This window comes from Cognatishimia sp. MH4019 (assembly GCF_020177595.1).
GTDB lineage: Bacteria > Pseudomonadota > Alphaproteobacteria > Rhodobacterales > Rhodobacteraceae > JAHTBL01.
The window spans coordinates 105,509-128,620 of sequence record NZ_JAHTBL010000004.1 but is presented as its reverse complement, the minus strand read 5'-3'; the positions used below and the strand labels follow the sequence as shown (position 1 = coordinate 128,620).

The following is a 23,112-nucleotide window of genomic DNA, read 5'->3' as shown; positions in this document are numbered from 1 at the left end:
GCGCGAATTGTCGTGAGGCGCGTCTTTCTAGACACTTGCGTGAACCCCAGCGCGCGCCCATCCTTGAACGCATGCAAAGCGAGTCGTCTGATTTCACGAGTAAACTGTTGATCGCGATGCCGGGGATGAGTGATCCGCGGTTTGAGAAAAGCGTCATCTACATGTGTGCACATTCAGACGAAGGCGCGATGGGGCTGATCGTCAACAAGCCCGCAGAAGACCTCGCCTTTGCGGATCTGTTGGATCAGCTGTCGATCAAGCCTGCCTCCATCAGCCGTGATGTACCGGTGCATTTCGGAGGACCCGTTGAACATGGTCGGGGCTTCGTTTTGCACACGTCTGACTACAGGTCGAACGCATCCACGCTGGAAGTGGATGATCAATTCGGGATGACCGCGACGTTGGATATCCTGGAAGACATTGCGCGCGGTGAGGGGCCTGCAGCCTTGGTTATGGCGCTTGGCTATGCGGGCTGGGGGCCGGGTCAGCTGGAAAGCGAGATTGTGCGCAACGGGTGGCTGACCTGCGATGCGACGCCTGAGATTGTCTTTTCGGTTCCCGCAGAACGCAAATGGGAAGCCGCACTGAAAACCTTGGGTGTGGATGCGCTGACCTTATCAGCGGCAGCGGGACGGGCTTAGGCCGTTTTTAAGTATTTTTGCAAAGATGAAACAGCTACCGGGGCGCTGCGGCGCGGCGCAGACGGTCATTGATCGCGCGGCCTAGCCCTGTCTCTGGGATGGGCGCGACATGGATGATGTCTGTGCCCGTATCGAGCTGGCGCAGATAGGCAAAGAGGTTGGCCGCAGCCTCGGTCAGATCCCCGGCGGGGGAGAGGTTGAGCGTGCTTTGCATCGCGCCGAAGCCGAGCAGAGTGCCGTCCGTTTCGGTGATGTTCAGGCGCACCGTTGCATCAGGGGCGTAGTGCGACGCCAACTGTCCGGGCGCGTTCGGCGTATCGGGTTGGCGAGTGAGAAGCGGTGCGCCAAGGGCGGCCTCCAACGCTTCCTGTGGCAGGCCGCCGGGGCGCAGCAGTGTCGGGGCTGGATCAAACCCCAGGATCGTGGACTCCAGCCCGACCGCGCAGGGCCCTCCATCGAGAATCGCTGCGATCTGTCCATCAAGACCGGCGATAACATGATCGGCGGTTGTGGGGCTGATCGCGCCCGAAGGGTTGGCAGAGGGCGCGGCGATGGGGCGGTTTGCCTGACGCAGAAGCTCTTGTGCGAGAGGGTGCGCAGGCAGGCGGATCGCCAGTGTGGGCAGGCCTGCGGTCACCAGATCGCTGACGGCGCCGGGTTTCACGGGAAGCACCAGTGTCAGTGGACCCGGCCAGAAGGCTTGCGCAATATCGCGCGCGGTTTGTGGAAATTCCACCAGCGTTTCAGCGGTTTCCAGATCCGGCACATGCACGATCAGCGGATTGAAGCTGGGCCGGTTCTTGGCGGCAAAGATGCTTGCCACAGCTTGTCCATTGGTCGCATCCGCCCCCAGCCCATAGACGGTCTCGGTTGGGAAGGCCACCAAAGCGCCCTTTTGCAGCAGGGCTGCGGCGTCAGTGATCCCTTCACGGGTCGGCGCAAGGCGTTGGGTGGAAACAGGGTTCATGCGGTCTGACGCTGCGTTCTGGTTGCGGGGGGCGCTTGGGCGGTTACCTTCGCATCACGAGGATATCCCCGCATAGCTGCTTCGTGCGCCTATGTGAAGGTCGCGAAACCCGGAGAAAACAATGCCCTATCGTGCCCCTGTGCAAGAGTTTCAGTTCTTGTTCGACCAGGTTGTCGGTCTGGATCAGGTCCGCGCAACGGACCGGTTCGCGGATGCCACGCCCGATCTGACAGAAGCGATTCTGACCGAAGCAGGCCGGATGTGCGAGCAGGTGCTGTCGCCATTACAACGCAGCGGTGATCTGACGCCCGCGCGTCTGGAGAACGGTGTGGTGCGCTGTTCGCCCGGTTTCGACGGTGGATACAAGGCGATTGCCGAGGGTGGCTGGATGTCGATTGCCGCTGATCCGGCCTACGGAGGCATGGGCCTGCCGATGGCAATCACGTCGGCGGTGAACGAGATGATGTCCTCGTCCTGTCTGGCGATCCAGCTGAATCCGCTGATGACCCAAGGCCAGATTGAGGCATTGGAGAACCATGCCAGCGACGAGATCAAGGCGCTCTATCTGCCAAAGCTGATTTCGGGCGAATGGTATGGCACCATGAACCTGACAGAGCCGCACGCGGGCAGCGATGTCGGTGCACTGCGCACGAAAGCCGAGCCGAATGGCGACGGCACATATGCGATCACGGGCCAGAAGATTTACATCAGTTGGGCCGACAATGATTTCACCGACAATGTCTGCCATCTGGTTCTGGCGCGGCTCCCGGATGGCAAGCCTGGCACCAAGGGGATCAGCCTTTTCATGGTGCCCAAGCGCTTGCCGGATGAGAACGGCAATGCCGGTGTCGCGAACACGCTAAAGGTGGTCAGCCTTGAGCATAAAATGGGTCTGCACGCTTCGCCCACAGCCGTCATGCAATATGACGGCGCGACCGGGTGGTTGGTTGGCGAGCCGCACAAGGGCATGGCTGCGATGTTCACCATGATGAACAACGCGCGTTTGGGTGTTGGTGTGCAGGGCGTTGGCGTTGCCGAAGGGGCGATGCAACACGCGGTGGCTTATGCGCTGGATCGCAAGCAGGGTGCGACGCCGATCGAGGGTGGAACCGGCGCCATTGTCGATCATGCGGACGTCCGCCGGATGCTAGCGACAATGAAGGCGGATGTGTTCGCCTCCCGCGCGATTGCGCTGTCTTGTGCGGTCGCGATTGATATGGCCCATGCGACCGATGATCCCGAGTGGGAGGCGCGGGCGGCCTTCCTGACGCCTATCGCGAAAGCCTTTGGCACGGATGTCGGCGTGGCTGTCGCGCAAACCGGCATGCAAGTGCATGGCGGCATGGGCTTTGTGGAGGAAACCGGTGCGGCGCAGTTTGCCCGTGATGTGCGGGTGACGACGATCTACGAAGGCACCAACGGCATTCAGGCCATGGACCTGGTGGCGCGCAAGATGATGGATGGCGGCGAGGCGGCTTACCGTCTACTCGACGAGATGGAAGCCTCTGCCGAAGAGGCGCGCGGCTCTAACCCTGTCATGGCCGAAGCGGTGTGGCAGGCCTGCGAAAGCCTGCGCGAGACGACCGAATGGCTGGTGTCGCAAAGCGATCTAAACGAACGCTTCGCAGGCGCGGTGCCGTTTCTGCACGCATTCGCACGGGTCCTGGGCGGGCATTATCACTTGCAGGCCGCACAAGCTGACAAGGGCGGCCCGCGTGAAAAACTCGCGCGCTTCTATATCAAGCGGTTGCTGCCCGAACATGCCGGACTGCTCATCCACGCCCGGTCTGGCGCGTCTGAGCTTTATGATCTCAGCGCTGATGAGCTTGCTGCGTGAACCACGCCGGACTGCGTTACCCGTTTGAGGTGCCACCCGCAGAGGGTGAAGCGGTTGAGGTGGCAGATGGCGTTTTGTGGATCAGAATGCCGTTGCCGATGGCTCTGGATCACGTCAATTGCTACGCGCTGGACGAGGGCGATCACTGGAGCATCGTTGACACCGGCTTTGACTCTAAACGCAGTCGGGCGATTTGGCAGGCGGTGCTTGGCGGGCCTTTGAAGGGCAAGCCGGTGGGGCGTGTGATCGTCACCCACCACCACCCCGATCACATTGGTCTGGCAGGCTGGATGCAATCCGGGATTGGTGCACCTTTATGGGCGACCCGGACCACTTGGCTTTTCGCACGGATGCTGACGCTGGATGCGCAGGATCGCCCGGCGCCCGAAACGCTGGCTTTTTGGCAGGCTGCCGGGATGGATTTGGATATTTTGGAAAAGCGAAAGCAGGAGCGTCCGTTTAATTTTGCGGATGTGGTCGCGCCGTTGCCGCTGGGGTTTCAGCGCCTTCGCCAAGGCGATGTGCTGCGCGCTGCGGGGCGCGACTGGGACGTGCATATCGGCAATGGGCATTCGCCGGAACACGCAACATTCTGGAGCCGCGACGACAATCTGGTGCTGTCGGGGGATCAGATTTTGCCCTCAATCAGCCCCAATATCGGGGTTTACGCGACCGAGCCGGAGGCGGACCCCGTGGCGGAATGGCTTGAGGCTTGCGAGCGGCTGGCAGGGCTTGCGCGCGAGGATCATCTGGTGCTGGGCGGGCATAAACTGCCGTTCACCGGACTGCCGCTGCGCATGAAGCAACTGATTGAGAACCATCACGGCGCGCTGGCGCGGCTTGAGGCTTATCTGGACGAGCCCAAAACGGCAGGGGAGGTTTTCGCACCGCTTTTCAAGCGCCGGATCGGTGAAGGAGAATACGGACTGGCATTGGTGGAGGCTGTCGCCCATCTCAATCACCTGCATCAAACCGCTCGCATTACGCGGGAAATGCGCGATGATGGGGCGTGGATCTGGCAGCGCAAAAGGTAAGCGATGGACGATAAGATCAGAACGACCGCCGAAGCGGTGGAGGGCGACGCCCTGCCGCGTCTGAACGAGGTGCATACCGATCCCGATCATAAATGCCCTGAGCCGATCAAAGCTCCTGCCGCTCAGAAAAGCCCTGCGCAATGGGCCTACGAGCGGATAATCCTTTATATCCAGAACTTCGAGAAGCAGCTTGATAACGCCCATGAGGTCGCGATGGGTTTTACAGGCGGCGATGCCGGCGTCTTGCGGATCGAAGGCATGGGCTATTACGACCCCGATATCGTGACGTTTTACGGCAGCGATGCGAGCGGTGCGAAGACGCAATTGGTGCAGCATGTCAGCCAGTTGAGCGTGTTGCTGCGCGCCTTGCCCAAAGAGGTTGATCAGGCCGAACCGAACCGCATCGGGTTCCGCCTTGCTAAAGCGCTGGAAGAGGATGAGGCGGGCTCGTAAGGCGCGCCAATTTGCCCACAGCCTCTCCGTGACATAGGGGGCGGAATCGGCTAAGTCGCGAATAACCAGAAACGGGAGGCCATGATGGCAGATCACAAGCACGGCGAGATGGACGTCACCACCCACGAAAAGACGTTCTCGGGCTTCATCAAATTCACGACCTATTCGGTCTATATTATCATTGCAATTCTGATCTTTATGGCGATTTTCGCCCGTTAAAGGCTGCTTGACTGGAAGAGCTTCAATGCGTCGTATCTTGGTGATTTTGGCGCTGCCGCTGATGCTGGCAGCTTGCATGGGCGAGCAAGTCTGGTCCGAACAACATGAAATTGACGCTGTCGCGTATCGCGACCCCGGCCCTGCGACGCTGACGCTGGTGACGGTGATGAACAAGCGCTCTGGCAATGGGGCGCATACCGGTTTGATCATCAACGCGTCTCAGCGTGTGATCTGGGACCCTGCAGGCACCTTCAAGCATGAAGCGATCCCTGAGCGAAACGACGTGATCTACGGGGCATCACCGCGGGTTGTGAATTACTACACCGATTATCATGCGCGCGAGACCTTTGACGTGATCTTGCAAACGGTTGAGGTTTCGCCCGAGATTGCAGAGCGTATCAAGCGCGCGGTCGAGGCCAATGGCGCTGTTGCCAAGGCGCAATGCGGCACGGTCACCTCTCGTATCCTGCGGGGCATTCCCGGGTTCGAGAGCCTCCGACAAACGCCGTTCCCCAAGAAAATCCGCGATGATTTTGCGGAACTGCCGGGGGTGCGCACCCAGTTCATTCAGGATGATGATCCTGATGACAACTGGCAGAATTTGCTGGATATCCAGCTCTAGGCGAGCAGATACATCATTCCGTAAAGCGTGATTGCACCGCCAAAAATAGCGGCAAGCACATTGCGGGTTGTGATGCCGATCAGCAATGTCGCAGCCGCCGCGCAAAGACGCGCAGGCTCCAACTCTCCCCCAGTGGCAGCGGGCCAGAGAACAAGCGGTGCAATCAGGCCGGGAAGCACGGCAACAGCCGTATAGCGAAGATGGCGCAGCACCCATTCGGGCAAGGGCCGTTTGCCGATGATCCCCAGAAACGAGAAGCGCAGTGCAAAGCTGCCCGCACCAAGCCCCAGGATCACAGTCCAAAGCTGCGTGCTGTCAATCATGGTTTGACCCTCCGGCTGAGCATCAGTTCTGCCTGTGCGCCAACCATCATCGCGCCGAGAGCGGCGATCAGTAGACCGAGGTTGTAGGGCACCCACGCGAAGCTGAGGGCAAGGATGACGGATGTGGCGCAGGCCAGCACATGAGGCAATGTGCGCAAGAGCGGCGCGATGATAGCAAGAAAAGTGATCGGGATTGCGAAATCGAGGGCAAACTCAGGTGGAATTGCTGTGCCAGCATAGGCTCCGATCCATGTCACGACATACCACATCGGGCAAACCGGCGTGACTGCGCCGAAAAAATAGGCAATCTTCTGCGATAATGTCCAATCGGGCGTTTTCTCGAACTGCGCCGCACTGACCGCATAGCTTTGATCGACTGTAAAATAGGCAATGCAGGCGCGCTGCCAAAGTGGCGCCGAGCCAAGATGCGGGGTCAGAGCGGCGGAATACATCGCCATGCGCAAGTTCACTGCAAGGGCTGTGGCTAGCACGATCAGGGTGGGCGCTTCGTCCTGCATCAACTGGATCGCTGTGAACTGAGCGGCGCCTGCGATGACCATGATCGAAAAGGCCATCGTTTCGGTGATGTTCAGCCCGGCTTCGGTGGCGACGACGCCAAAAAGCACCCCGAATGGCCCTACGACCAACAGGAATGGCGCGCCATCCTTGAAGCCTCTCCAATAGGCGGATTTGGAACTGGCAGACGCCATGATTTGCCCCTAGGTTGGTCCAGCCAGACAGATGTAGAGGCTTGGGGAGGCAGACGCAATTGGCCACGCGCGATGATCTTGAAGACTATCTGATTGCGCCCGATCCTGGCCGTGCGCGGCTGACCCGCGCGGTGTCGGGATTTGATCAGGACGGCGCCGCGCAAGAAATTTCCGTGGTCGAAGAACGGCCTTTGACGATCTTTCTGAACGCTCAGGAGATCGTCACCGCGATGACGATCGGCGACTATCCTGAATACCTCGCGCTGGGATTTTTGCGCAATCAGGGCATGTTGGCGGATGGCGAAAACATCATCGGCGTCGAGTATGACGACGACCTAGAGGTCGTGATCGTCCGCACCGCCTCGAAGACAACATTTGAAGAAAAGCTCAAGAAGAAAACCCGCACCAGTGGCTGCGCTGTCGGTACGGTGTTCGGCGATATGATGGAGGGTCTCGAAGGCCTCGAATTGCCCGCTGACGAGGTGCGGACCTCGTGGCTTTATGCGCTGGCGTCCAAGATCAACCGCACGCCCAGCCTCTATCTGGAGGCCGGCGCGATCCATGGCACAGTCTTGTGCGAAGGGGATCGCCCGCTGGTCTATATGGAAGACGTGGGGCGTCATAATGCCGTCGATAAAATTGCGGGCTGGATGTTATCGGAAGGCGTCTCGGCGCAGGGTAAAATCCTTTATACGACGGGGCGTCTGACGTCTGAGATGGTGATCAAAACCGCGATGATGGGCATTCCGGTGCTGGCCTCGCGGTCCGGTTTCACCGCTTGGGGCGTCGAGATTGCGCGCGAGGTTGGCCTGACCTTGATCGGGCGCATGCGCGGCAAGCGGTTCATTTGCCTTTCGGGCGAAGACCGCCTTTTGCGGGATGCTGACCCGGCACAGATTGCCGATGAAGGCCGCAAACATGGTCGCAAGGGGGCGATGACATGAGCAAACCATTGGGTGTAATCCTTGCAGGTGGCCAAGCCCGGCGCATGGGTGGCGGCGATAAAGGGATGCTGGTGCTGCAAGGCATGACGCTTTTGGACCGCGTCATTGACCGACTTGGACCGCAAGTCGACCGGTTGGTGCTCAATGCCAATGGCGACGCTGCCCGCTTCATCGAATACGGGCTGCCTGTTGTCCCTGATACAGTTGGCGACGATATCGGCCCGTTGGCCGGGGTTCTCGCGGGCATGAATTACGCTGTTGATCATGGGTATGACCGGATCGTCACGGCCGCCGCTGATACCCCGTTCTTCCCCCATGATCTTGTCGAGCGGCTTGAACGCGCCTCTGACCGCGCGACAACGCCCATCGCTTTGTCGGCCACCCATGAAGAGGGCCGCCTTGTGCGGCATCCCACCTTTGGTCTCTGGGAGGTCCGCTTGCGCGATGACCTGCGTGCGGCATTGCAAGACGGTCTGCGCAAAATCGTGATGTGGACAGACAAACACGGCGCGGCCTCAACTGCGTTTGAGGATAACGCGTTTTTTAATGTGAACACGCCCGACGATCTTGAGCAGGCCGAGGCGATCCTGAAAGGCTCGGCTTGATGCGACTCTACGGCGTTGTCGGGTGGAAGAACGCGGGCAAGACTGGGTTGATGGAGCGTCTGGTCGAAGAGATTACCGGGCGTGGGTTCACCGTTTCAACGATCAAGCACGCGCATCACTCGTTTGACGTGGACCATCCCGGTAAGGACAGTCACCGCCACCGTGTCGCGGGCGCGCGAGAGGTGCTGCTGGCTTCGCGTAATCGCTGGGCGCTGATGCATGAACTGAGCGCAGAAGACGAGCCGCCGCTCTCGCATCTGCTGACCAAGCTGGAGCCGGTCGATCTGGTATTGATCGAAGGCTACAAGCGGGATGGGCATCCCAAGGTCGAGGCGCATCGAGGCGAGACAGGTAATCCGCTGATTGCCGATGCCACTGTTAAGGCGATCGCGAGCGATACCTTGAGCAAAGCAGATCGGCCCGTTTTCCATCTGGACGATACAGCCGCGATTGCAGAATTCATTCTTGCCGAGGTGGGCCTGTGAGCTTTGACAGCGTCATCATGGTCGATTGGTCGGCATCGAACACGCCGTCCCCTGCCAAGCCCAAGAAAGACGCGATCTTTGTAGGGCAGGATGACCGACAGCCTGTCTATTGCCGAACGCGGGCTGACGCGATGGCGCTGATCGAAGAGCGGCTGCGCAGCACGCCGGGGCGCATCCTTTTGGGGTTCGATTTTGCTTTCGGATTCCCTCCAGGCTTTGCCGAGGCGTTGACAGGCAGGGCTGAGGCGCGGGCGGTTTGGGCCGATCTCGCATGTCGTATCCGCGATGGGAAAAACAACGAAAACAATCGGTTTCAGGTAGCTGACGCGATAAATGCAGCGACACCGGGAGAGGGGCCGTTTTGGGGAAGGCCAGTGGGTTTGACGCTTCCGCATCTGGATATGACGAAGCGCAGAACGGCGGCCTATCCCGAGTTTCGCGCGATAGAGGGGCATTCGAAAGGCGCGAAATCGGTTTGGCAGCTTGCAGGTGCTGGCGCCGTTGGCTCGCAAACGTTGATTGGCCTCGCACATCTTCATCGGCTTTGTGAGGCTTTCGGCGATGAGATTGCGGTGTGGCCGCAAAATACAGGCTGGTCCAAACCGGACGCCCGCATCACGTTGGTCGAGATTTACCCGGCACTTTTGAACCGTGCCCCGCTTGATGCGCTTTGCGAAGGATGGGACAAAAGCGATCCGGTCTACGAAATCCCCGACGCCGTTCAGGTTCGCGGCCTTTGTCACGCTTTTCATCAGGCGCAGAAGCAAGGGCTTCTCGATCGCTTTTTTGCTGAGCCAGCGGGCTTGCCTGATCCCGCCCAGATCGCGCGCGAAGAAGGTTGGATTCTTGGTGTGACAACGGATGAGATCAAGCCGCAGAAAACCCTGCAGCCTCCTCCCTTGCGCAACGACTGCTTTGCCTTGCCCCCCGGTGTTGACTGGACGCCTGTGGACGATGCTCTGGCGCTTTTGAAAGAGCGGCTGACTGTTGTCACGCCGGTCGACACCGCCCCGCTGAGCGCCGCCCTTGGCCGTGTTTTGGCAGACCCTCTCACAGCGCCCCGCGCGCAGCCGCCAGCGCCGAACTCAGCCGTAGATGGCTATGGATTCGCCCATGCGAGCTTGGGCGACGGGCCGCACCGTTTGCCCTTGTTGCAAGGTCGCGCGGCAGCGGGTGTTCCCTTCACTGATCCGGTGCCACACGGGGCGGCCATCCGTATCCTGACGGGTGCGATCCTGCCGGACGGCGTCGATACGGTGGTCCTTGAAGAAGATGTCTCGACCGACGGTCAAGCGATTGCGTTCCGCGACGGCGTGAAGCCGGGGGCGAACACCCGCAAGGCTGGGGAAGATGTCGAGAAGGGCGAGCATCTGCTGACCAAAGGCCATGTGATGCGACCCGCCGATATCGCGCATTTGGCTTCGGTTGGAATTGAAACCGTACCGCTGCATCGACGGTTGCGCGTCGCCGTCATCTCGACCGGGGATGAGCTGCGAGATCCCCATGAAGACGCCGGAACAGGGCAGATTTATGACGCCAACCGGCCGATGCTGCTCTCGTTGATTGCTGATCTTGGATATACGCCTGTGGATATGGGCCGCTTGCCCGATGATCGCAGGGTGATCCGGGAGGGGCTAAGCGATGCGGCGCAGAAAGCCGATGTGATCCTGACCTCTGGCGGGGCCTCGGCAGGGGACGAAGACCATATCTCTGCGCTGTTGACGGAAACCGGGGCCATGTCGATGTGGCGGATCGCGATCAAACCGGGGCGCCCGCTGGCGCTGGGCATGTGGGACAACACGCCTGTGTTTGGCCTGCCGGGAAACCCAGTGGCGGCGCTTGTTTGCGCGCTGATTTTCGCGCGTCCTGCAATGTCGGTGCTTGCGGGCGCGAAGTGGAGAACGCCGCAAGGGTTTGATCTGCCAGCGGCCTTTACCAAGCGCAAGAAACCTGGACGGCGGGAGTTTCTGCGGGCGCGGGTCGTGGATGGCACCGTGCAGGTCTTCGCCTCGGAAGGCTCGGGTCGTATCTCGGGTCTCAGCTGGGCTGACGGGTTGGTGGAAATCGAGGATGGTGCGCGGGACATCGCGCCGGGCGATATGGTTCGCTATATCCCTTACGCCAGTTTCTTGGCCTGTAACTTTTAGTCGAACATCCCTGTCACGCGTCCCAACAGCATGAACGCGCGCGCGGTGCGGGTGTCGGAGAGTGCGGCCAATTCGGCGTCGTTCGCAGTCGGTTCAAACGCGATCAGCATCTGATCGAAGCGGCGCAGGAAGTGATGCGCAGCATCGCGAAAAATCGTGTCTTGCTTCATCCGGCCCGCGCTGAGCGCCAATGAGGACCTGTCACGCACACCCCCCAGACCCGCAACACCGCGTCCGCGTTCGCCCATGGCAAAACGCCGCCACAGCTCGGGCCGGGCGCGGTCATAGCGCAGATCATCCATGTAGATACCGTCCTGGCTGAGCAGGGTCAGAACGTCCTGAGCGGCCTGAATGAGACCGGCGGCTTGACGATCCCGCAACGCCCGGCGCAAAGCAGCGAAGCCGCTGGTGTCTTCGGCGTTCTCAGGGAAGTGCAAGGCACGCAGCAGGTCTTCTGTAGACAAGGGCGGGCCAAGCTCATCGGCGGGGGTGCCAAGCTCCAACGCAGGTTGGTCCTGTGCGGGCGTTTCGCTTTTGGGGGCCAGCGTGGCCCGTGCAGGCTCTCGCGTGGTGGTAAAGGTCGCGATCGCGCTTTCGGCCTTCTTTGTGGATTGCGCGATCTCGTCAATCTTGCGCTCCACGGCGGGCTTCAACGCCATACCCGCCGTCTGCTGCTGCGCGATGTAGCTTTTGCGCATCCAATCGACCGCCGCCTGCAGGCGCGCGGCCTCCTCGCGCATGATCCGGGTGGATCGCGCGGCAGAGGCGGCGATCCAGATCATCGCGACGGGCATGAAAATGGCCAGAAAGACCACGATGAACCGCACACCATCGAACCCGCCCTGCTCGGACGGGGTCATCCAGAAAAAGATCGCAACGCCCAGCACCCAGATCAGACTGACAGCAATCGCAATCATCTCGGGCGCGCTGATCACAGGCGGCGCGCTGGGCTTGGAAGCCAGATCTGCAGAGGCGATCTTGTCAGACGGAGGCAGCGCCATCGCTTAGCCCTCAGACATACTCAATGGAGAGGATCTCGTAGGCTTTTTCGCCGCCCGGGGTCTTCACCTCGACGCTGTCGCCATCTTCCTTGCCGATCAGCGCACGCGCCAGCGGAGACTTGATGTTCAGCTTACCGTTCTGGATATCTGCCTCGGGCTCTCCAACGATCTGATAGGTTTTCTCCTCATCAGTATCCTCGTCCACAAGGCGCACGGTCGCGCCAAATTTGATCGTGCCGGACAGCTTGGAGGGGTCGATCACGTCGGCCAGCCCAAGGATGCCCTCAAGCTCTTTCACGCGGCCTTCGATGAAGCTCTGCTTCTCGCGGGCGGCGTGATACTCGGCGTTTTCCGACAGGTCGCCATGTTCGCGCGCTTCTGCAATCGCCTTGATGACGGCGGGGCGCTGAACCGATTTCAGCTCTTTCAATTCTGCATTCAACGCGGTGTGTCCCGCGCGGGTCAGTGGGATTTTGTCCATAAAATTACCTTGGAGTTGGCCGAAAATGGGCAATCGCTGCCACGGTGTTAACTCAATCTACACCTAGAAAGTCAATGGAGGGGCTGCAAGACCAATGCATGTTTTGCGGCAAGACGTTGCTTTTAAGGGCTGAGACGCAGTGAAACGGCTTGCGATTTTTTCGGGCATTTATCTGGCGATTTCGGTCGTCATAGCCTTCATGTTCCGTGATGACATGTGGCTGAAACTGCAAAGCACGGTCCATAAATCGCGCAATTTCGCGGAGGCGATGGTCGAAGTGGGATATCTTTTCGCCGCCGCTTTGTTCCTGATTTTCGCGCTTTATGGCGTGGCAGAGCTGAAGCGCCGCGCGGTGGATATCGGCTGGGCGATGTTGGCGCTGATCCTGTTTCAGCCCGCCTTTACGCTTTTCAAAACGACAATGCCCGCGATTGTGCCGTTCTTTGCGGACCCGTTTTTCGCAGAGTTGGACAAGGCTTTGCATTTCGGGACCGATCCGTGGGTGTTCGCGCACAAGCTGGACGCGTGGTTCGACGTGCAGCTTTTGATGGAGTTCTACCTGACCGGCTGGGCGATCCCCGCGTTCTTCCTGCCCATCGTCATGGCCGCAACCGACCGCGACAGCGCACGGGTCAATCGCACGCTGATCGTTTTCATGTTCGCCTGGGTTGGCATCGGCAATGTCTTGGCGTTGGCTGGGCTGTCGGCGGGGCCGGTCTATTACGACCGTCTGTTGGGCACTGATCGCTATCCGGAAATGATGGCGATGCTGGAGGCGAAGGGCATCTTCGCGTCCTCCATCGGCGAGACGCAAGAGATGTTGTGGCAATTTTATACAGACGGCGCGCAAGCGCTGGGATCAGGTATCAGCGCCTTCCCGAGTGTGCATGTAGCAGTCGCCACGGCGGTGGCGCTTTACATGTACGAACGCCACCCAGTGCTGGCGATTCCGGGCGGGCTTTTTTGGGCAGCGGTGATGATCCTTTCCGTCTACACGGGCTATCACTATGCCATCGACGGATACGTCTCGACCCTTCTGGTCGGGGCTTTGTGGGCCATCCTTGTGCGCAAGGAAAATCGACAGGCAGTATTAACGCCAGCGACGGTATAACGCACCGTCTCGATTGACCTTTCCAAGGCCTTTAAGATACTCCGCTCTAGATTTATTTCTAAGGGTGTGCGCAGCCAACCGCCCCGCCACATGAGGAGAGCCTGATGGCCGAGATTGAACGCGAAGCAATGGAATATGACGTCGTTATCGTCGGCGCAGGCCCCGCTGGCCTGTCTGCTGCGATCCGTCTGAAGCAGCTTGATGCCGATCTGAACGTCGTCGTTCTCGAAAAAGGCTCGGAAGTGGGCGCGCATATCCTGTCTGGTGCAGTTCTTGACCCTGCGGGCATCGACGCCCTGATCCCCGATTGGAAAGAAAAAGGCGCGCCGATCACGGTGCCGGTGAAGGACGACAGTTTCTACATGCTGGGCGAGGCAGGCGGTATCCGTCTGCCCAATTTCGCAATGCCGCCGCTGATGAACAACCACGGCAATTACATCGTCTCGATGGGCAACGTATGCCGCTGGATGGCCGAACAGGCCGAAGAGCTGGGCGTCGAAGTCTTCCCCGGCATGGCCTGTTCCGAACTGGTCTACGCCGACGACGGCTCGCTCAAAGGTGTTGTTGCGGGCGAGTTTGGCCTGAACCCGGATGGCACCCAAGGTGATGGGTATGAGCCGGGTATGGAGCTGCACGGCAAATATGTGTTCCTGTCAGAAGGCGTGCGCGGATCGCTTTCCAAGGAAGCTATTGCGAAGTTCAGCCTCGACAAGGATTGCGACGTGCCGAAGTTCGGCCTTGGTATGAAAGAGATTTGGGAGATTGATCCCGAGAAGCATAAAGAAGGCAGCGTCACCCACACGATGGGCTGGCCTTTGAATGGCAATGCCGGTGGCGGGTCGTTTATCTACCACCTTGATAACAATCAGGTTTACGTGGGCTTTGTGGTCCACCTGAACTACGAAAACCCGTACCTTTTCCCCTACATGGAATTTCAGCGGTTCAAGCATCACCCGATGGTGGCGGACCTGTTGAAAGGCGGCAAGCGCATCGCTTACGGCGCGCGCGCGATTTCCGAAGGCGGCTGGCAGTCGATCCCGCAGGTGGCCTTCCCCGGTGGCGCGCTGCTGGGCTGTTCGGCGGGTCTGGTGAACGTGCCGCGGATCAAGGGCAACCACAACGCGATGCTGTCGGGCATTCACGCCGCCGAGGCTGCGCATGCGGCGATCAAGGACGGCCGTGCTTCCGATACGCTGGAGATGTACGAGCAAGAGCTGCGCTCTGGTCCCATCGCGAAAGATCTCAAGCGGGTGCGCAACGTCAAACCGCTCTGGTCCAAATACGGCCTGCTGGGCGGTCTGGTGCTGGGCGCTGTCGATATGTGGACGGCCAATATCACCGGCTGGAACCCTTTCGGCACCATCAAGCATGGCAAGAATGACGCCGATGCGACGGGCAAGGCGAAAGATCACAAAGAAATCACCTATCCCAAGCCGGACGGGAAACTTTCTTTCGATCGTCTGACAAATGTCAGCTTCTCGATGACGAACCATGAGGAAAGCCAGCCTGCGCACCTCAAACTTGGCGATGCATCCATCCCGACCGAGATTAACTTGCCGCAATATGCAGGCCCTTCGGCGCGGTATTGCCCCGCAGGCGTCTACGAATTTGTGGAAGAGGAAAACAAAGACCCGCGCTTTGTCATCAACTTCCAGAACTGCGTGCATTGCAAAACCTGCGACATCAAAGATCCGTCCCAGAACATCAACTGGACCACGCCGCAGGGCGGGGATGGGCCGAACTACCCGAATATGTGATTGCAAAAGGGGCGGCCAAAGGGTCGCCCCTCATTGCTTTAGGGCGCAGGCACCGCTACCTTTCTGGTTCAGGCCCCAAACGGGCCTAAGGGCAAGGGGGCACATCACGTGCGTTTGACAACCACAGGTATTTTCGCAGCATTGGTTCTAGGGCTGATGCCGACACTTCCCGTGAAAGCTGACGGCATCGCCGGGGCGTATCTGGCAGGGCGCGCCGCAAGCTTCCAGAGCGACTATGAGCATGCCGCACAATATTATGCGCAAGCGTTGATCGCGGATCCATCAAACCCCCGCCTTCTTGAGAACGCCACATCCGCTTTCGTCAATCTGGGCCGCGTCCCGCAAGCGCATGTGGTTGCGCAGAAGATGCAGATGAGTGGGTTTGAAAGCCAGATCGCACATCTTGTGATCACTGCCGAGCAGTTCAAGCGGGGCGACTACGACCAATTGCTGGATGATATCGCGGCCGGTCGCCGGATCGGTCCGCTTGTCGACGGGCTTGCCACCGCATGGGCTGAACTGGGTCGTGGGCGTATGACCGAAGCACTGGCGCGGTTTGACGAGTTGTCTGAGCAGAACGGTCTACAAGGCTTCGCCTTTTATCATAAGGCTTTGGCGCTTGCCTCCGCCGGGGATTACGAGGGGGCCGATGCGCTCTTTTCCGGTGAAGAGCAGGGGCCTTTGCGCCAGACCCGGCGCGGGGCGATGGCACATATCGAAGTGCTCAGCCAACTGGACCGCAACGGCGATGCGCTGCAACTTCTTGATCTTCTCTTCAGCAATGACACAGATCCCGGCATCGGTGATGTCCGCGCGCGCCTTGAAGCGGGCGAGACGCTTCCCTTTACCCATGTGACCAATGCCGGCGATGGCGCTGCCGAGATGTTCTTTTCGGTCGCCGGGGTGCTGAGCACTGATGCGGCCCCCGGATACACGCTGCTTTATTCCCGGCTCGCCGAGTATTTGCGCGAGGATCATGTAGACGCGATCCTGCTTTCTGCTGCGATGCTCGAAGATCTAGAGCGCTATGAACTGGCGACGCAAAGCTACAACCGTGTTCCGCGTGATCATCCAGCGTTCCACGCTGCCGAGCTCGGGCGCGCCGACACGCTGCGCCGTGCGGGTAAGGATGATGCGGCTATTGAAGTGCTCCAACAGCTTGCCAAAAGCCATGGGGACCTACCTGCGGTGCACACCGCAATGGGTGACATGATGCGCGGCTTGCAGCGTTTTGAAGAAGCGATTCCCGCCTATGATCGCGCCCTTGAGCTGACCGGTGAAGGCGACGCCCTGTGGTTCGTTCATTACGCGCGCGGCATCAGTCATGAACGCTCTGGCGATTGGGACAACGCAGAGGCTGATTTCCGCCGTGCCCTGGAACTTCGGCCCAACCAGCCGCTGGTTCTGAACTACCTCGGATATTCGCTTGTCGAGAAGAAGATCAAGCTGGATGAAGCGCTTGAGATGATCGAGACCGCCGCCGCCGAACGTCCCGACAGCGGGTTCATCATCGACAGTCTTGGCTGGGTTCTGTACCGCCTTGGGCGCTATGACGAAGCCGTCGGCCATATGGAGCGCGCGGCTGAGTTGATGCCTGTCGATCCGGTCGTCAATGATCACCTTGGCGATGTTTATTGGGCGGTGGGTCGCGAGACCGAGGCACAGTTCCAGTGGAAGCGCGCCCTCTCCTTCATCGACCCTGAGGACACCGATGGAGAGGCTGATCCCGACCGCATCCGGCGTAAACTGGAAGTCGGGCTGGACGTGGTTTTGGACGAAGAAGGCGCACCGCCGCTTCGGGTGGCCAATGACGGTTAGCGCCTTCGCGCCCGCCAAGATCAACCTGACGCTTCACGTCACAGGTCAACGCACCGATGGCTACCACTTGCTGGATAGCCTTGTGTGTTTTGCAGATATCGGGGACCTCGTTACAGTGGCGTTTGATGCGGCTTTGTCGCTTACGGTGACCGGCCCGCGCGCTAAAGGTGTACCCACGGATGACAGCAATCTGGTTTTGAAAGCCGCGCGGTTTCTTGATCCGAACGGCATGGCGCATATCACGCTCGACAAACATCTCCCTGCAGCGGCGGGGATCGGTGGCGGCTCTTCAGATGCGGCGGCGACCTTGCGCGCTTTGTCTGAGCTGTGGGAGGTGCCGCTACCCGACAGCACCGTCACATTGGGCGCTGACGTGCCGGTTTGCCTGCACCCGATGGCGTTACGCATGCAAGGTGTTGGCGATCTACTGACCCCCGTCGCGCCCCTACCGGAAACCCATGCAGTGCTGGTCAATCCTGGTGTGGATGTGCCAACTCCTGCAGTCTTCAACGCATTGAAACACAAAGACAATGCGCCGATGGAGGGTGTCCCGACCTTCGCAGACACCCGCGCTTTGGCGCGATGGCTGGCAGAGCAACGCAACGACCTGCAAGCGCCTGCAATTGGACAAGCGCCGCTGATCCTTGATGTTCTGGACCGGCTTGATGACGGGCTTTTTGCGGCGATGTCCGGCTCGGGCGCGACTTGCTTTGCGCTTTATACCTCTGCCGCAGAAGCGCGGGCGAAGGCCAGAGATCTCAGCCAGGATCAGCCCGGCTGGTGGGTCGCCCCGTGCCGTCTTAGCTGACCCGCGCGACGACGTAGTCGGCCAGATCAAGAAGCATCATGCGCAGTTCCGTCTCGGGCAGTTTGGCCATTGCGGCTTTGGCTTTCCCAGCCCAAGCAAGCGCATCCTGACGCGTCGCCTCCAGCGTGTCATGCTTGGCCATCAAGGCCATCGCATGTTCCAGATCGCCGTCCCGCTGATCGCCTTTCTCGATGGTGCGCGCCCAAAACGCGCGCTCTTCTGCATCGGCGAGCGCCACGGCCTTGATGACTGGCAGGGTCAACTTGCGTTCGCGGAAATCATCGCCAAGATTCTTGCCAGTCGCAGACGGATCGCCTGCGTAATCCAGCAGATCGTCCACGATCTGGAACGACACACCCAGCGCGTCGCCATAATCATAAAGCGCCTGCACCTGATCTTCTGCGACCTCTGCGATCACGCCGCCTACTTGTGTCGCGGCGGAAAAAAGCGCCGCCGTCTTGCCGCGCACGACCTTGAGATAGACGCCCTCATCCGTCGCCAGATCCCGTGCTGCTGTCAGCTGAAGCACTTCGCCTTCGGCAATCGTCGCCGCCGCGTTTGCCAGAATGTCTAGAACGCGCAGCGATCCGGTTTCGACCATCAACTGGAAGGACCGCGCGAACAGGTAATCGCCGACCAACACGCTGGATGTGTTGTCCCAAAGCAGGTTCGCCGTAGGCCGCCCGCGCCGCTTGTCGCTTTCATCCACGACATCATCGTGCAGCAGCGTCGCAGTGTGAATGAACTCAACCGTGGCGGCCAGATGCACGTGATACGGCCCGCCATAGCCGCACATTTTAGCCGCCGCCAAGGTCAGCATGGGGCGCAAACGCTTGCCCCCGGCTTCCACCAAATGGGCCGTCACTTCGGGGATGCGCGGGGCGTGTTCAGACGCCATCCGGTCGCGGATCAGTGCGTTCACCGCGGTCATTTCATCAACCAGATCGGCGCTCAGGCGTTCATGGGGTTTGGTTGCCGCTTGATCCAAGCTCATCACCGCTCCGTCAGTTCGTGTCTCTGCGCCTCGACATAGCTGCGCAGGCCCCTTACGTCTATGGCATGAAAGAGCTTTTGCGCACCAATGATCCGACAATCATCGCCTTCGCGACGGCACTTCTGTCCGGCGAAGGCATTCAGAGCTTTACGATGGACGCGAATATGAGCGTGCTTGAAGGCTCCATCGGCATCATGCCGCGCCGCCTGATGGTGCGCGAGGCTGATTGGTTCATCGCCTCAAGCGTGATGCGCGACAACGATATCCACGTCTCGGAATGAGCCTGACGCAGGACGCTTTTCTAGGTGGACGGGTTCAGGCCTACCAACCGGCGAAAGGCTTTCGGTCCGGCATTGATGCGGTTTTGATGGCTGCGGCCGTGCCCGCCAAAGATGGCCAATCGGTGCTGGAGCTGGGCTGCGGCGCAGGCGTCGCCAGCCTGTGCCTTAAGGCTCGCGTCACGGTCGACGTCACCGGGCTGGAGCGGCAGGCCGATTACGTGGCGCTTGCTCAGCAGAACGGGCTACATGCGTTGCACGGCGATCTGGCGCATATGCCCGACTTGCTGCGCCAGAAAAGCTTTGATCACGTGATGGCGAACCCGCCCTATTACCGCGCGTCCGATCGTTCTGCCGCGCGAGATGCAGGGCGCGAGGCGGCCCTCACCGAAGAAACGCCGCTTTTTGCCTGGGTCGACGCCGCCATTCGCAGGCTCAAACCCAAAGGCTATCTGACAATGATCCAGAACGCGGATCGGCTGCCGGATGTGTTGTCCGCGATGGATGCCCGCCTTGGGTCGATCCGCGTTTTGCCTCTTGCCCCGCGCGCTGGCAAAGACGCACATCTGGCACTCGTGCAGGCCCGCAAAGGTGGGCGCACGCCGTTTGTCCTGCGCGCACCGCTGATTCTGCATGAGGGCGACACACACGCGCAGGACGGCGAAAGCTATCGACCAGAGGTCCGCGCAGTCTTGCGAGACGCCGCCGCACTGCCCATCTGATAAGCATCCACTGGGCGAGAGATGTCTTATGCTGCACCTGCGGCGTGACATTAACCTTTTTGCGTGGTGGACTATAAACACAACCAACAGAGAGGAGTTTGCCTATGTCCGTAAGTTCGCATGTTCAGGAACTGAGGAAGAAACACCAGAATCTCTCGGAGACAGTTGAACAAGCGCAACGAAGTCCGGGGGTGGACGATCTACAGATCGCCGCTCTCAAGAAAGAGAAACTTCGGCTCAAGGAACAGATTGAGCGCTTGTCGAGCTAAGGCTCAGTGACGACTGGCGCGGGCAGCCAGGATTGCCCCGCCAGTGATCAACGCCGCCGCAAGGGCGAGCGATAGGGTGGGTTCCGCCACCCCCGCCATCACCAAAATGAGCGTCGACAGCAACGGGGCCGCATAGGATGCGACGCCCAAAAGCTGGATATTTCCGCGCTTTACGCCGATATCCCAGACATAGAAGGCCAGCCCGACCGGGCCCAGGCCTAGTGCAATGACAGAAAGCCAACTTCCGGCGTCGTCGGGCCAGATCGTAGGTTCTAGCGCGAGATGTGCGAGCGCAGACAGAAGGGCTGTTGTCACGCAGAACACAGCGACGCTTTCGGTGGGCGTGTCGCCTAACCTGCGTGAAAATACCGAATAGCCAGACCACGTCAGCGCACACAGTAACGCCAGCCCGTAGCCGGGAAGGGCGGCTTGATCGACCGCGCCAATGCCATCCGCAAAAAGGATGACGGCAGCACCGCACAGACCGATCAGCGCACCAATGACATGACCCGTGCGCAGTGATTCTCCGGGCAGGAGGCCAGAGAACAGCACGATGAGCAGAGGCCAAAGATACGCAATTAGCCCGGCTTGGGCAGGCGGCGCCATTCTAAGCGCGGAAAAATACAGAAAATGGTATCCAAATAGCCCCGCCGTTCCGAAAACATAGACACCCAACGGGACCGCTTTCAGGCGTTTCGGATTGCCCTTCGTCACCAACCAGATCAACCCGATCACCCCCCCGACCGTGAAGCAAAGCGCGTTCAGTAGAAGCGGCGGCACAGGGCGGGACCCTTCTGTGAAAAGCGCCAGCATCGACCAAAGCAGGATCGCACCAAACCCCAGCAGTGTCGCCTTCGGAGCGCTCATACGATGCCTTCGACAGGTGTAATGCTCCGGCCTTCGCTGAACGCACCGATCTCGTCGGCCTGCGCCATGATCCACGCTTTGAAAGCGGCAACTTGCGGGCGGGTTTCGGCCCCTTTCGGGCAAATAAAGCGAAACCGGGCTTCTGAGGAGATACCCTGCATCAGTGGCGCCACAAGTCGCCCGGCCTTGATATCCTGATAGGCCAAGGACGCCCGGGCCAGAACAACGCCGCCGCCCGACAAGGCCGCGTCAATCGCGTGGTCTGCTTGGCTGAAGCGCGGGCCGCTGGTCACATCAGCGACAACACCCGCCGCGTTGAACCACGCGTTCCAGTCGCAGGGTGGGGAAAGAAATGCGATGCTGTCGTCATGCAAAAGCGGCATTCTCAACAGGTCCGAGGGCTGCGAAACCTCGCGCGCCAAGGTAGGCGTCATCACCGGTGTCATCCATTCACGCGACAGCGGTTCGGAATATAGACCGGTATCGGGGCCATAACCAAAGCGGATTGCAACGTCGATGTCGTCTCGGTTGAAATCCATGATCCGAAGCGAGGCGGAAAAGCGCAACTCAATTTCAGGGTGGGCTTGGGCGAAATCGTAAAGCCGCGGGGCAAGCCATTTTGCCGTGAAGGCCGGGCCGGCGGTCACCGTGAGTGACGTGGAATCGGTCAACCGTTTCGCGCCGCGCCATGCTGCCGTCAGGGCATTGAACCCGTCTGATGTGCCGGGAAGCAGGGTGCGCCCGGCCTCGGTCAGATCAACGGCACGGTTCAATCGGATGAACAGGGGTTGGCCCAAATGCTCTTCCAGCGACTTGATCTGGAAGCTGAGGGCTGCGGGCGTGACGTTTAACTCGGCCGCTGCTTTGGCAAAAGACATATGCCGGGCAGCGGCTTCAAAGGCGCGTAACGCAGTGAGTGGGGGGAGCCGATCTGACATACGTCAGTTCAATATCTCTTAACTGACGCGTTGGGAAGTCTCGTTTGTAAGAATTGTTAGCGAGGGTCATATTAGGGACAGTTCAGAAATTCATATGCTCAAGAAGGAGCCCCCCATGTTCGAGACACCGACAAACGCCCGCACCCGTGACGCCATCCGCGCAGCTCATAAAGAGCGCGCCGACGTTTTTGCCGCTGGCCTGCGCTGGATCACGCGGCGCAAGTAAGCGCCCTTTGATAGTCGCCTTCCTTACGGCAAATAAAAAGGGCCGGTCGCCATGACCGGCCCTTTTTCTATCCTGATGTTCTGTCTTAGACGAAGAACTGCGCGCCGTTGGCCGAGATGGTCGAGCCGTTGATGAAACCTGCATCATCCGACACCAGAAAGGCGACACACCGCGCGATTTCCTCGGGCTCGCCAAGGCGACCGGCAGGGATCTGCGGAATGATTTTTTCATTCAAGACCTTCTCGGGAATGGCGCGGACCATTTCGGTGCCGATATAGCCGGGGCAAACCGCATTGGCTGTAATGCCTTTGGCGGCACCTTCCTGGGCAAGGCTTTTGACGATGCCCAGATCGCCCGCTTTCGTCGCCGCATAGTTGACCTGACCGAACTGGCCTTTCTGACCGTTGATCGACGAGATGACAACGACACGGCCAAAGCCACGCTCGCGCATGCCGTTCCAGACAGGGTGAACAGTGTTGAAGACGCCGGTAAGGTTGGTGCCGATAACCTCGTTCCACTGCTCGGGGCTCATGCGGTGGAACGGCGCGTCACGGGTGATGCCCGCATTGGCGACGACCACTTCGATGGGGCCGAGGTCTGCCTCCACCTTGGCCAGACCTTCGGCGGACGCATCATAATCGGCGACATTCCACTTGTAGGTTGCGATGCCTGTCTCTTCGGTGAATTTTGCGGCGGCTTCGTCATTGCCAGCGTAGGTCGCGGCAACGGTGTACCCATCGGCTTTCAGTTTCTTGGAAATAGCTTCGCCGATACCACGGCTTCCGCCGGTCACTAGGGCTACACGGGACATTGGGGTCTCCTCATTCGTTCAGTCAGAAATGCCGGGATTTTTGA

26 protein-coding genes are annotated in these 23,112 nt (G+C 59.8%); 17 read left to right on the top strand and 9 right to left on the bottom strand.

From position 1 onward, the window contains the following. Positions 1-71 precede the first annotated feature (71 nt). The gene (locus KUW67_RS08740) at positions 72-641 is read left to right on the top strand and encodes a YqgE/AlgH family protein (RefSeq protein ID WP_224824916.1); all 570 of its coding nucleotides are present in this window, start codon (positions 72-74) and stop codon (positions 639-641) included. A 34-nt stretch (positions 642-675) separates the two neighbouring features. On the opposite strand, the gene KUW67_RS08735 is transcribed toward KUW67_RS08740, so the two are convergent. Beyond that, complete coding sequence (locus KUW67_RS08735) at positions 676-1,608, bottom strand: L-threonylcarbamoyladenylate synthase (RefSeq protein WP_224824915.1); 933 nt, start codon at positions 1,606-1,608, stop codon at positions 676-678. A gap of 121 nt (positions 1,609-1,729) precedes the next feature. Between KUW67_RS08735 and KUW67_RS08730 the strand changes: the two genes are divergently transcribed. From KUW67_RS08730 to KUW67_RS08710, 5 genes are all read left to right on the top strand, one after another. Next, positions 1,730-3,445 (top strand): acyl-CoA dehydrogenase, encoded by a 1,716-nt coding sequence (locus KUW67_RS08730; RefSeq protein WP_224824914.1) that lies wholly within the window; start codon positions 1,730-1,732, stop codon positions 3,443-3,445. Beyond that, positions 3,442-4,479 (top strand): MBL fold metallo-hydrolase, encoded by a 1,038-nt coding sequence (locus KUW67_RS08725; protein ID WP_224824913.1) that lies wholly within the window; start codon positions 3,442-3,444, stop codon positions 4,477-4,479. The genes KUW67_RS08730 and KUW67_RS08725 overlap by 4 nt, the downstream gene beginning before the upstream one ends. Positions 4,480-4,482: 3 nt before the next feature. Beyond that, on the top strand, positions 4,483-4,932 hold the full coding sequence (locus KUW67_RS08720; RefSeq protein WP_224824912.1) for a DUF6173 family protein: 450 nt from the start codon (positions 4,483-4,485) through the stop codon (positions 4,930-4,932). An 84-nt stretch (positions 4,933-5,016) separates the two neighbouring features. Continuing rightward, positions 5,017-5,151, top strand: coding sequence for an aa3-type cytochrome c oxidase subunit IV (locus KUW67_RS08715; RefSeq protein WP_224824911.1), 135 nt, complete (start codon positions 5,017-5,019; stop codon positions 5,149-5,151). 25 nt (positions 5,152-5,176) lie between these two features. Then, positions 5,177-5,773, top strand: coding sequence for a hypothetical protein (locus KUW67_RS08710; protein WP_224824910.1), 597 nt, complete (start codon positions 5,177-5,179; stop codon positions 5,771-5,773). Here the strand turns inward: KUW67_RS08710 and KUW67_RS08705 are convergent. After that, on the bottom strand, positions 5,770-6,096 hold the full coding sequence (locus KUW67_RS08705) for an AzlD domain-containing protein (protein ID WP_224824909.1): 327 nt from the start codon (positions 6,094-6,096) through the stop codon (positions 5,770-5,772). The two genes, KUW67_RS08710 and KUW67_RS08705, sit on opposite strands and share 4 nt — an antisense overlap. Beyond that, a complete protein-coding gene (locus KUW67_RS08700) occupies positions 6,093-6,806 on the bottom strand; it encodes an AzlC family ABC transporter permease (protein WP_224824908.1) in 714 nt (237 codons plus the stop codon). Before KUW67_RS08700 ends, KUW67_RS08705 begins: the two co-directional genes overlap by 4 nt. 59 nt (positions 6,807-6,865) lie before the next feature. Between KUW67_RS08700 and KUW67_RS08695 the strand changes: the two genes are divergently transcribed. Genes KUW67_RS08695 through glp form a run of 4 tightly spaced genes read left to right on the top strand, consistent with a single transcriptional unit; the run spans position 6,866 to position 10,987 of the window. Further along, positions 6,866-7,750, top strand: coding sequence for a formate dehydrogenase accessory sulfurtransferase FdhD (locus tag KUW67_RS08695; RefSeq protein ID WP_224824907.1), 885 nt, complete (start codon positions 6,866-6,868; stop codon positions 7,748-7,750). Continuing rightward, complete coding sequence (mobA, locus tag KUW67_RS08690; RefSeq protein WP_224824906.1) at positions 7,747-8,355, top strand: molybdenum cofactor guanylyltransferase MobA; 609 nt, start codon at positions 7,747-7,749, stop codon at positions 8,353-8,355. The genes KUW67_RS08695 and mobA overlap by 4 nt, the downstream gene beginning before the upstream one ends. Continuing rightward, entirely contained in the window at positions 8,355-8,840 is a 486-nt protein-coding gene (gene mobB / locus KUW67_RS08685; RefSeq protein ID WP_224824905.1) for a molybdopterin-guanine dinucleotide biosynthesis protein B, read from the top strand. Before mobA ends, mobB begins: the two co-directional genes overlap by 1 nt. Then, positions 8,837-10,987 (top strand): gephyrin-like molybdotransferase Glp, encoded by a 2,151-nt coding sequence (gene glp / locus KUW67_RS08680; RefSeq protein WP_370634939.1) that lies wholly within the window; start codon positions 8,837-8,839, stop codon positions 10,985-10,987. Before mobB ends, glp begins: the two co-directional genes overlap by 4 nt. Here the strand turns inward: glp and KUW67_RS08675 are convergent. Next, on the bottom strand, positions 10,984-11,988 hold the full coding sequence (locus tag KUW67_RS08675) for a hypothetical protein (protein WP_224824904.1): 1,005 nt from the start codon (positions 11,986-11,988) through the stop codon (positions 10,984-10,986). The genes glp and KUW67_RS08675 overlap by 4 nt on opposite strands. A gap of 10 nt (positions 11,989-11,998) precedes the next feature. After that, positions 11,999-12,469 (bottom strand): transcription elongation factor GreA, encoded by a 471-nt coding sequence (gene greA, locus KUW67_RS08670; RefSeq protein WP_224824903.1) that lies wholly within the window; start codon positions 12,467-12,469, stop codon positions 11,999-12,001. A gap of 139 nt (positions 12,470-12,608) precedes the next feature. Between greA and KUW67_RS08665 the strand changes: the two genes are divergently transcribed. From KUW67_RS08665 to KUW67_RS08650, 4 genes are all read left to right on the top strand, one after another. After that, on the top strand, positions 12,609-13,580 hold the full coding sequence (locus KUW67_RS08665) for a phosphatase PAP2 family protein (RefSeq protein WP_224824902.1): 972 nt from the start codon (positions 12,609-12,611) through the stop codon (positions 13,578-13,580). A gap of 104 nt (positions 13,581-13,684) precedes the next feature. After that, positions 13,685-15,337 carry an electron transfer flavoprotein-ubiquinone oxidoreductase gene (locus KUW67_RS08660; RefSeq protein ID WP_224824901.1) on the top strand — a complete coding sequence of 551 codons (1,653 nt, stop codon included), beginning with the start codon at positions 13,685-13,687 and terminating at the stop codon, positions 15,335-15,337. 156 nt (positions 15,338-15,493) lie between these two features. Then, complete coding sequence (locus KUW67_RS08655) at positions 15,494-17,155, top strand: tetratricopeptide repeat protein (RefSeq protein ID WP_224825141.1); 1,662 nt, start codon at positions 15,494-15,496, stop codon at positions 17,153-17,155. Further along, positions 17,145-17,963: a 4-(cytidine 5'-diphospho)-2-C-methyl-D-erythritol kinase gene (locus KUW67_RS08650; RefSeq protein ID WP_224824900.1), complete on the top strand. Its 819-nt coding sequence runs from the start codon at positions 17,145-17,147 to the stop codon at positions 17,961-17,963. The genes KUW67_RS08655 and KUW67_RS08650 overlap by 11 nt, the downstream gene beginning before the upstream one ends. On the opposite strand, the gene KUW67_RS08645 is transcribed toward KUW67_RS08650, so the two are convergent. Continuing rightward, on the bottom strand, positions 17,956-18,957 hold the full coding sequence (locus KUW67_RS08645; protein WP_224824899.1) for a polyprenyl synthetase family protein: 1,002 nt from the start codon (positions 18,955-18,957) through the stop codon (positions 17,956-17,958). The two genes, KUW67_RS08650 and KUW67_RS08645, sit on opposite strands and share 8 nt — an antisense overlap. Positions 18,958-19,022: 65 nt before the next feature. On the opposite strand from KUW67_RS08645, the gene KUW67_RS08640 reads away from it, so the two are divergent. The 3 genes from KUW67_RS08640 to KUW67_RS08630 all read left to right on the top strand — a co-directional run bounded on the left by KUW67_RS08640 (position 19,023) and on the right by KUW67_RS08630 (position 20,226). Beyond that, on the top strand, positions 19,023-19,238 hold the full coding sequence (locus KUW67_RS08640; RefSeq protein ID WP_224825140.1) for a DUF2007 domain-containing protein: 216 nt from the start codon (positions 19,023-19,025) through the stop codon (positions 19,236-19,238). Further along, positions 19,235-19,957 (top strand): tRNA1(Val) (adenine(37)-N6)-methyltransferase, encoded by a 723-nt coding sequence (locus KUW67_RS08635; protein ID WP_224824898.1) that lies wholly within the window; start codon positions 19,235-19,237, stop codon positions 19,955-19,957. Before KUW67_RS08640 ends, KUW67_RS08635 begins: the two co-directional genes overlap by 4 nt. Positions 19,958-20,061: 104 nt before the next feature. Continuing rightward, complete coding sequence (locus tag KUW67_RS08630; RefSeq protein ID WP_224824897.1) at positions 20,062-20,226, top strand: YdcH family protein; 165 nt, start codon at positions 20,062-20,064, stop codon at positions 20,224-20,226. Between the two features lie 3 nt (positions 20,227-20,229). On the opposite strand, the gene KUW67_RS08625 is transcribed toward KUW67_RS08630, so the two are convergent. From KUW67_RS08625 to phbB, 3 genes are all read right to left on the bottom strand, one after another. Continuing rightward, positions 20,230-21,093: a DMT family transporter gene (locus KUW67_RS08625; RefSeq protein WP_224824896.1), complete on the bottom strand. Its 864-nt coding sequence runs from the start codon at positions 21,091-21,093 to the stop codon at positions 20,230-20,232. Then, positions 21,090-22,031, bottom strand: a complete 942-nt coding sequence (locus KUW67_RS08620) for a transcriptional regulator GcvA (RefSeq protein ID WP_224824895.1) — start codon at positions 22,029-22,031, stop codon at positions 21,090-21,092. Before KUW67_RS08620 ends, KUW67_RS08625 begins: the two co-directional genes overlap by 4 nt. 311 nt (positions 22,032-22,342) lie before the next feature. Then, positions 22,343-23,068, bottom strand: coding sequence for an acetoacetyl-CoA reductase (gene phbB, locus KUW67_RS08615; protein WP_224824894.1), 726 nt, complete (start codon positions 23,066-23,068; stop codon positions 22,343-22,345). Positions 23,069-23,112: the final 44 nt, after the last annotated feature.

What these genes read in the sequence shown, in the direction of transcription:
- mobA (WP_224824906.1), top strand. Translation starts at nt 7,747, where the DNA reads ATGAGCAAACCATTGGGTGTAATCCTTGCAGGTGGCCAAGCCCGGCGC.
- KUW67_RS08705 (WP_224824909.1), bottom strand. Translation starts at nt 6,096, where the DNA reads ATGATTGACAGCACGCAGCTTTGGACTGTGATCCTGGGGCTTGGTGCG.
- KUW67_RS08640 (WP_224825140.1), top strand. Translation starts at nt 19,023, where the DNA reads ATGAAAGAGCTTTTGCGCACCAATGATCCGACAATCATCGCCTTCGCG.
- KUW67_RS08735 (WP_224824915.1), bottom strand. Translation starts at nt 1,608, where the DNA reads ATGAACCCTGTTTCCACCCAACGCCTTGCGCCGACCCGTGAAGGGATC.
- mobB (WP_224824905.1), top strand. Translation starts at nt 8,355, where the DNA reads ATGCGACTCTACGGCGTTGTCGGGTGGAAGAACGCGGGCAAGACTGGG.
- KUW67_RS08650 (WP_224824900.1), top strand. Translation starts at nt 17,145, where the DNA reads ATGACGGTTAGCGCCTTCGCGCCCGCCAAGATCAACCTGACGCTTCAC.
- KUW67_RS08625 (WP_224824896.1), bottom strand. Translation starts at nt 21,093, where the DNA reads ATGAGCGCTCCGAAGGCGACACTGCTGGGGTTTGGTGCGATCCTGCTT.
- KUW67_RS08740 (WP_224824916.1), top strand. Translation starts at nt 72, where the DNA reads ATGCAAAGCGAGTCGTCTGATTTCACGAGTAAACTGTTGATCGCGATG.
- KUW67_RS08645 (WP_224824899.1), bottom strand. Translation starts at nt 18,957, where the DNA reads ATGAGCTTGGATCAAGCGGCAACCAAACCCCATGAACGCCTGAGCGCC.
- KUW67_RS08720 (WP_224824912.1), top strand. Translation starts at nt 4,483, where the DNA reads ATGGACGATAAGATCAGAACGACCGCCGAAGCGGTGGAGGGCGACGCC.
- KUW67_RS08715 (WP_224824911.1), top strand. Translation starts at nt 5,017, where the DNA reads ATGGCAGATCACAAGCACGGCGAGATGGACGTCACCACCCACGAAAAG.
- KUW67_RS08660 (WP_224824901.1), top strand. Translation starts at nt 13,685, where the DNA reads ATGGCCGAGATTGAACGCGAAGCAATGGAATATGACGTCGTTATCGTC.
- phbB (WP_224824894.1), bottom strand. Translation starts at nt 23,068, where the DNA reads ATGTCCCGTGTAGCCCTAGTGACCGGCGGAAGCCGTGGTATCGGCGAA.
- KUW67_RS08655 (WP_224825141.1), top strand. Translation starts at nt 15,494, where the DNA reads ATGCCGACACTTCCCGTGAAAGCTGACGGCATCGCCGGGGCGTATCTG.
- KUW67_RS08710 (WP_224824910.1), top strand. Translation starts at nt 5,177, where the DNA reads ATGCGTCGTATCTTGGTGATTTTGGCGCTGCCGCTGATGCTGGCAGCT.
- KUW67_RS08620 (WP_224824895.1), bottom strand. Translation starts at nt 22,031, where the DNA reads ATGTCAGATCGGCTCCCCCCACTCACTGCGTTACGCGCCTTTGAAGCC.
- KUW67_RS08630 (WP_224824897.1), top strand. Translation starts at nt 20,062, where the DNA reads ATGTCCGTAAGTTCGCATGTTCAGGAACTGAGGAAGAAACACCAGAAT.
- KUW67_RS08635 (WP_224824898.1), top strand. Translation starts at nt 19,235, where the DNA reads ATGAGCCTGACGCAGGACGCTTTTCTAGGTGGACGGGTTCAGGCCTAC.
- greA (WP_224824903.1), bottom strand. Translation starts at nt 12,469, where the DNA reads ATGGACAAAATCCCACTGACCCGCGCGGGACACACCGCGTTGAATGCA.
- KUW67_RS08730 (WP_224824914.1), top strand. Translation starts at nt 1,730, where the DNA reads ATGCCCTATCGTGCCCCTGTGCAAGAGTTTCAGTTCTTGTTCGACCAG.
- KUW67_RS08700 (WP_224824908.1), bottom strand. Translation starts at nt 6,806, where the DNA reads ATGGCGTCTGCCAGTTCCAAATCCGCCTATTGGAGAGGCTTCAAGGAT.
- KUW67_RS08675 (WP_224824904.1), bottom strand. Translation starts at nt 11,988, where the DNA reads ATGGCGCTGCCTCCGTCTGACAAGATCGCCTCTGCAGATCTGGCTTCC.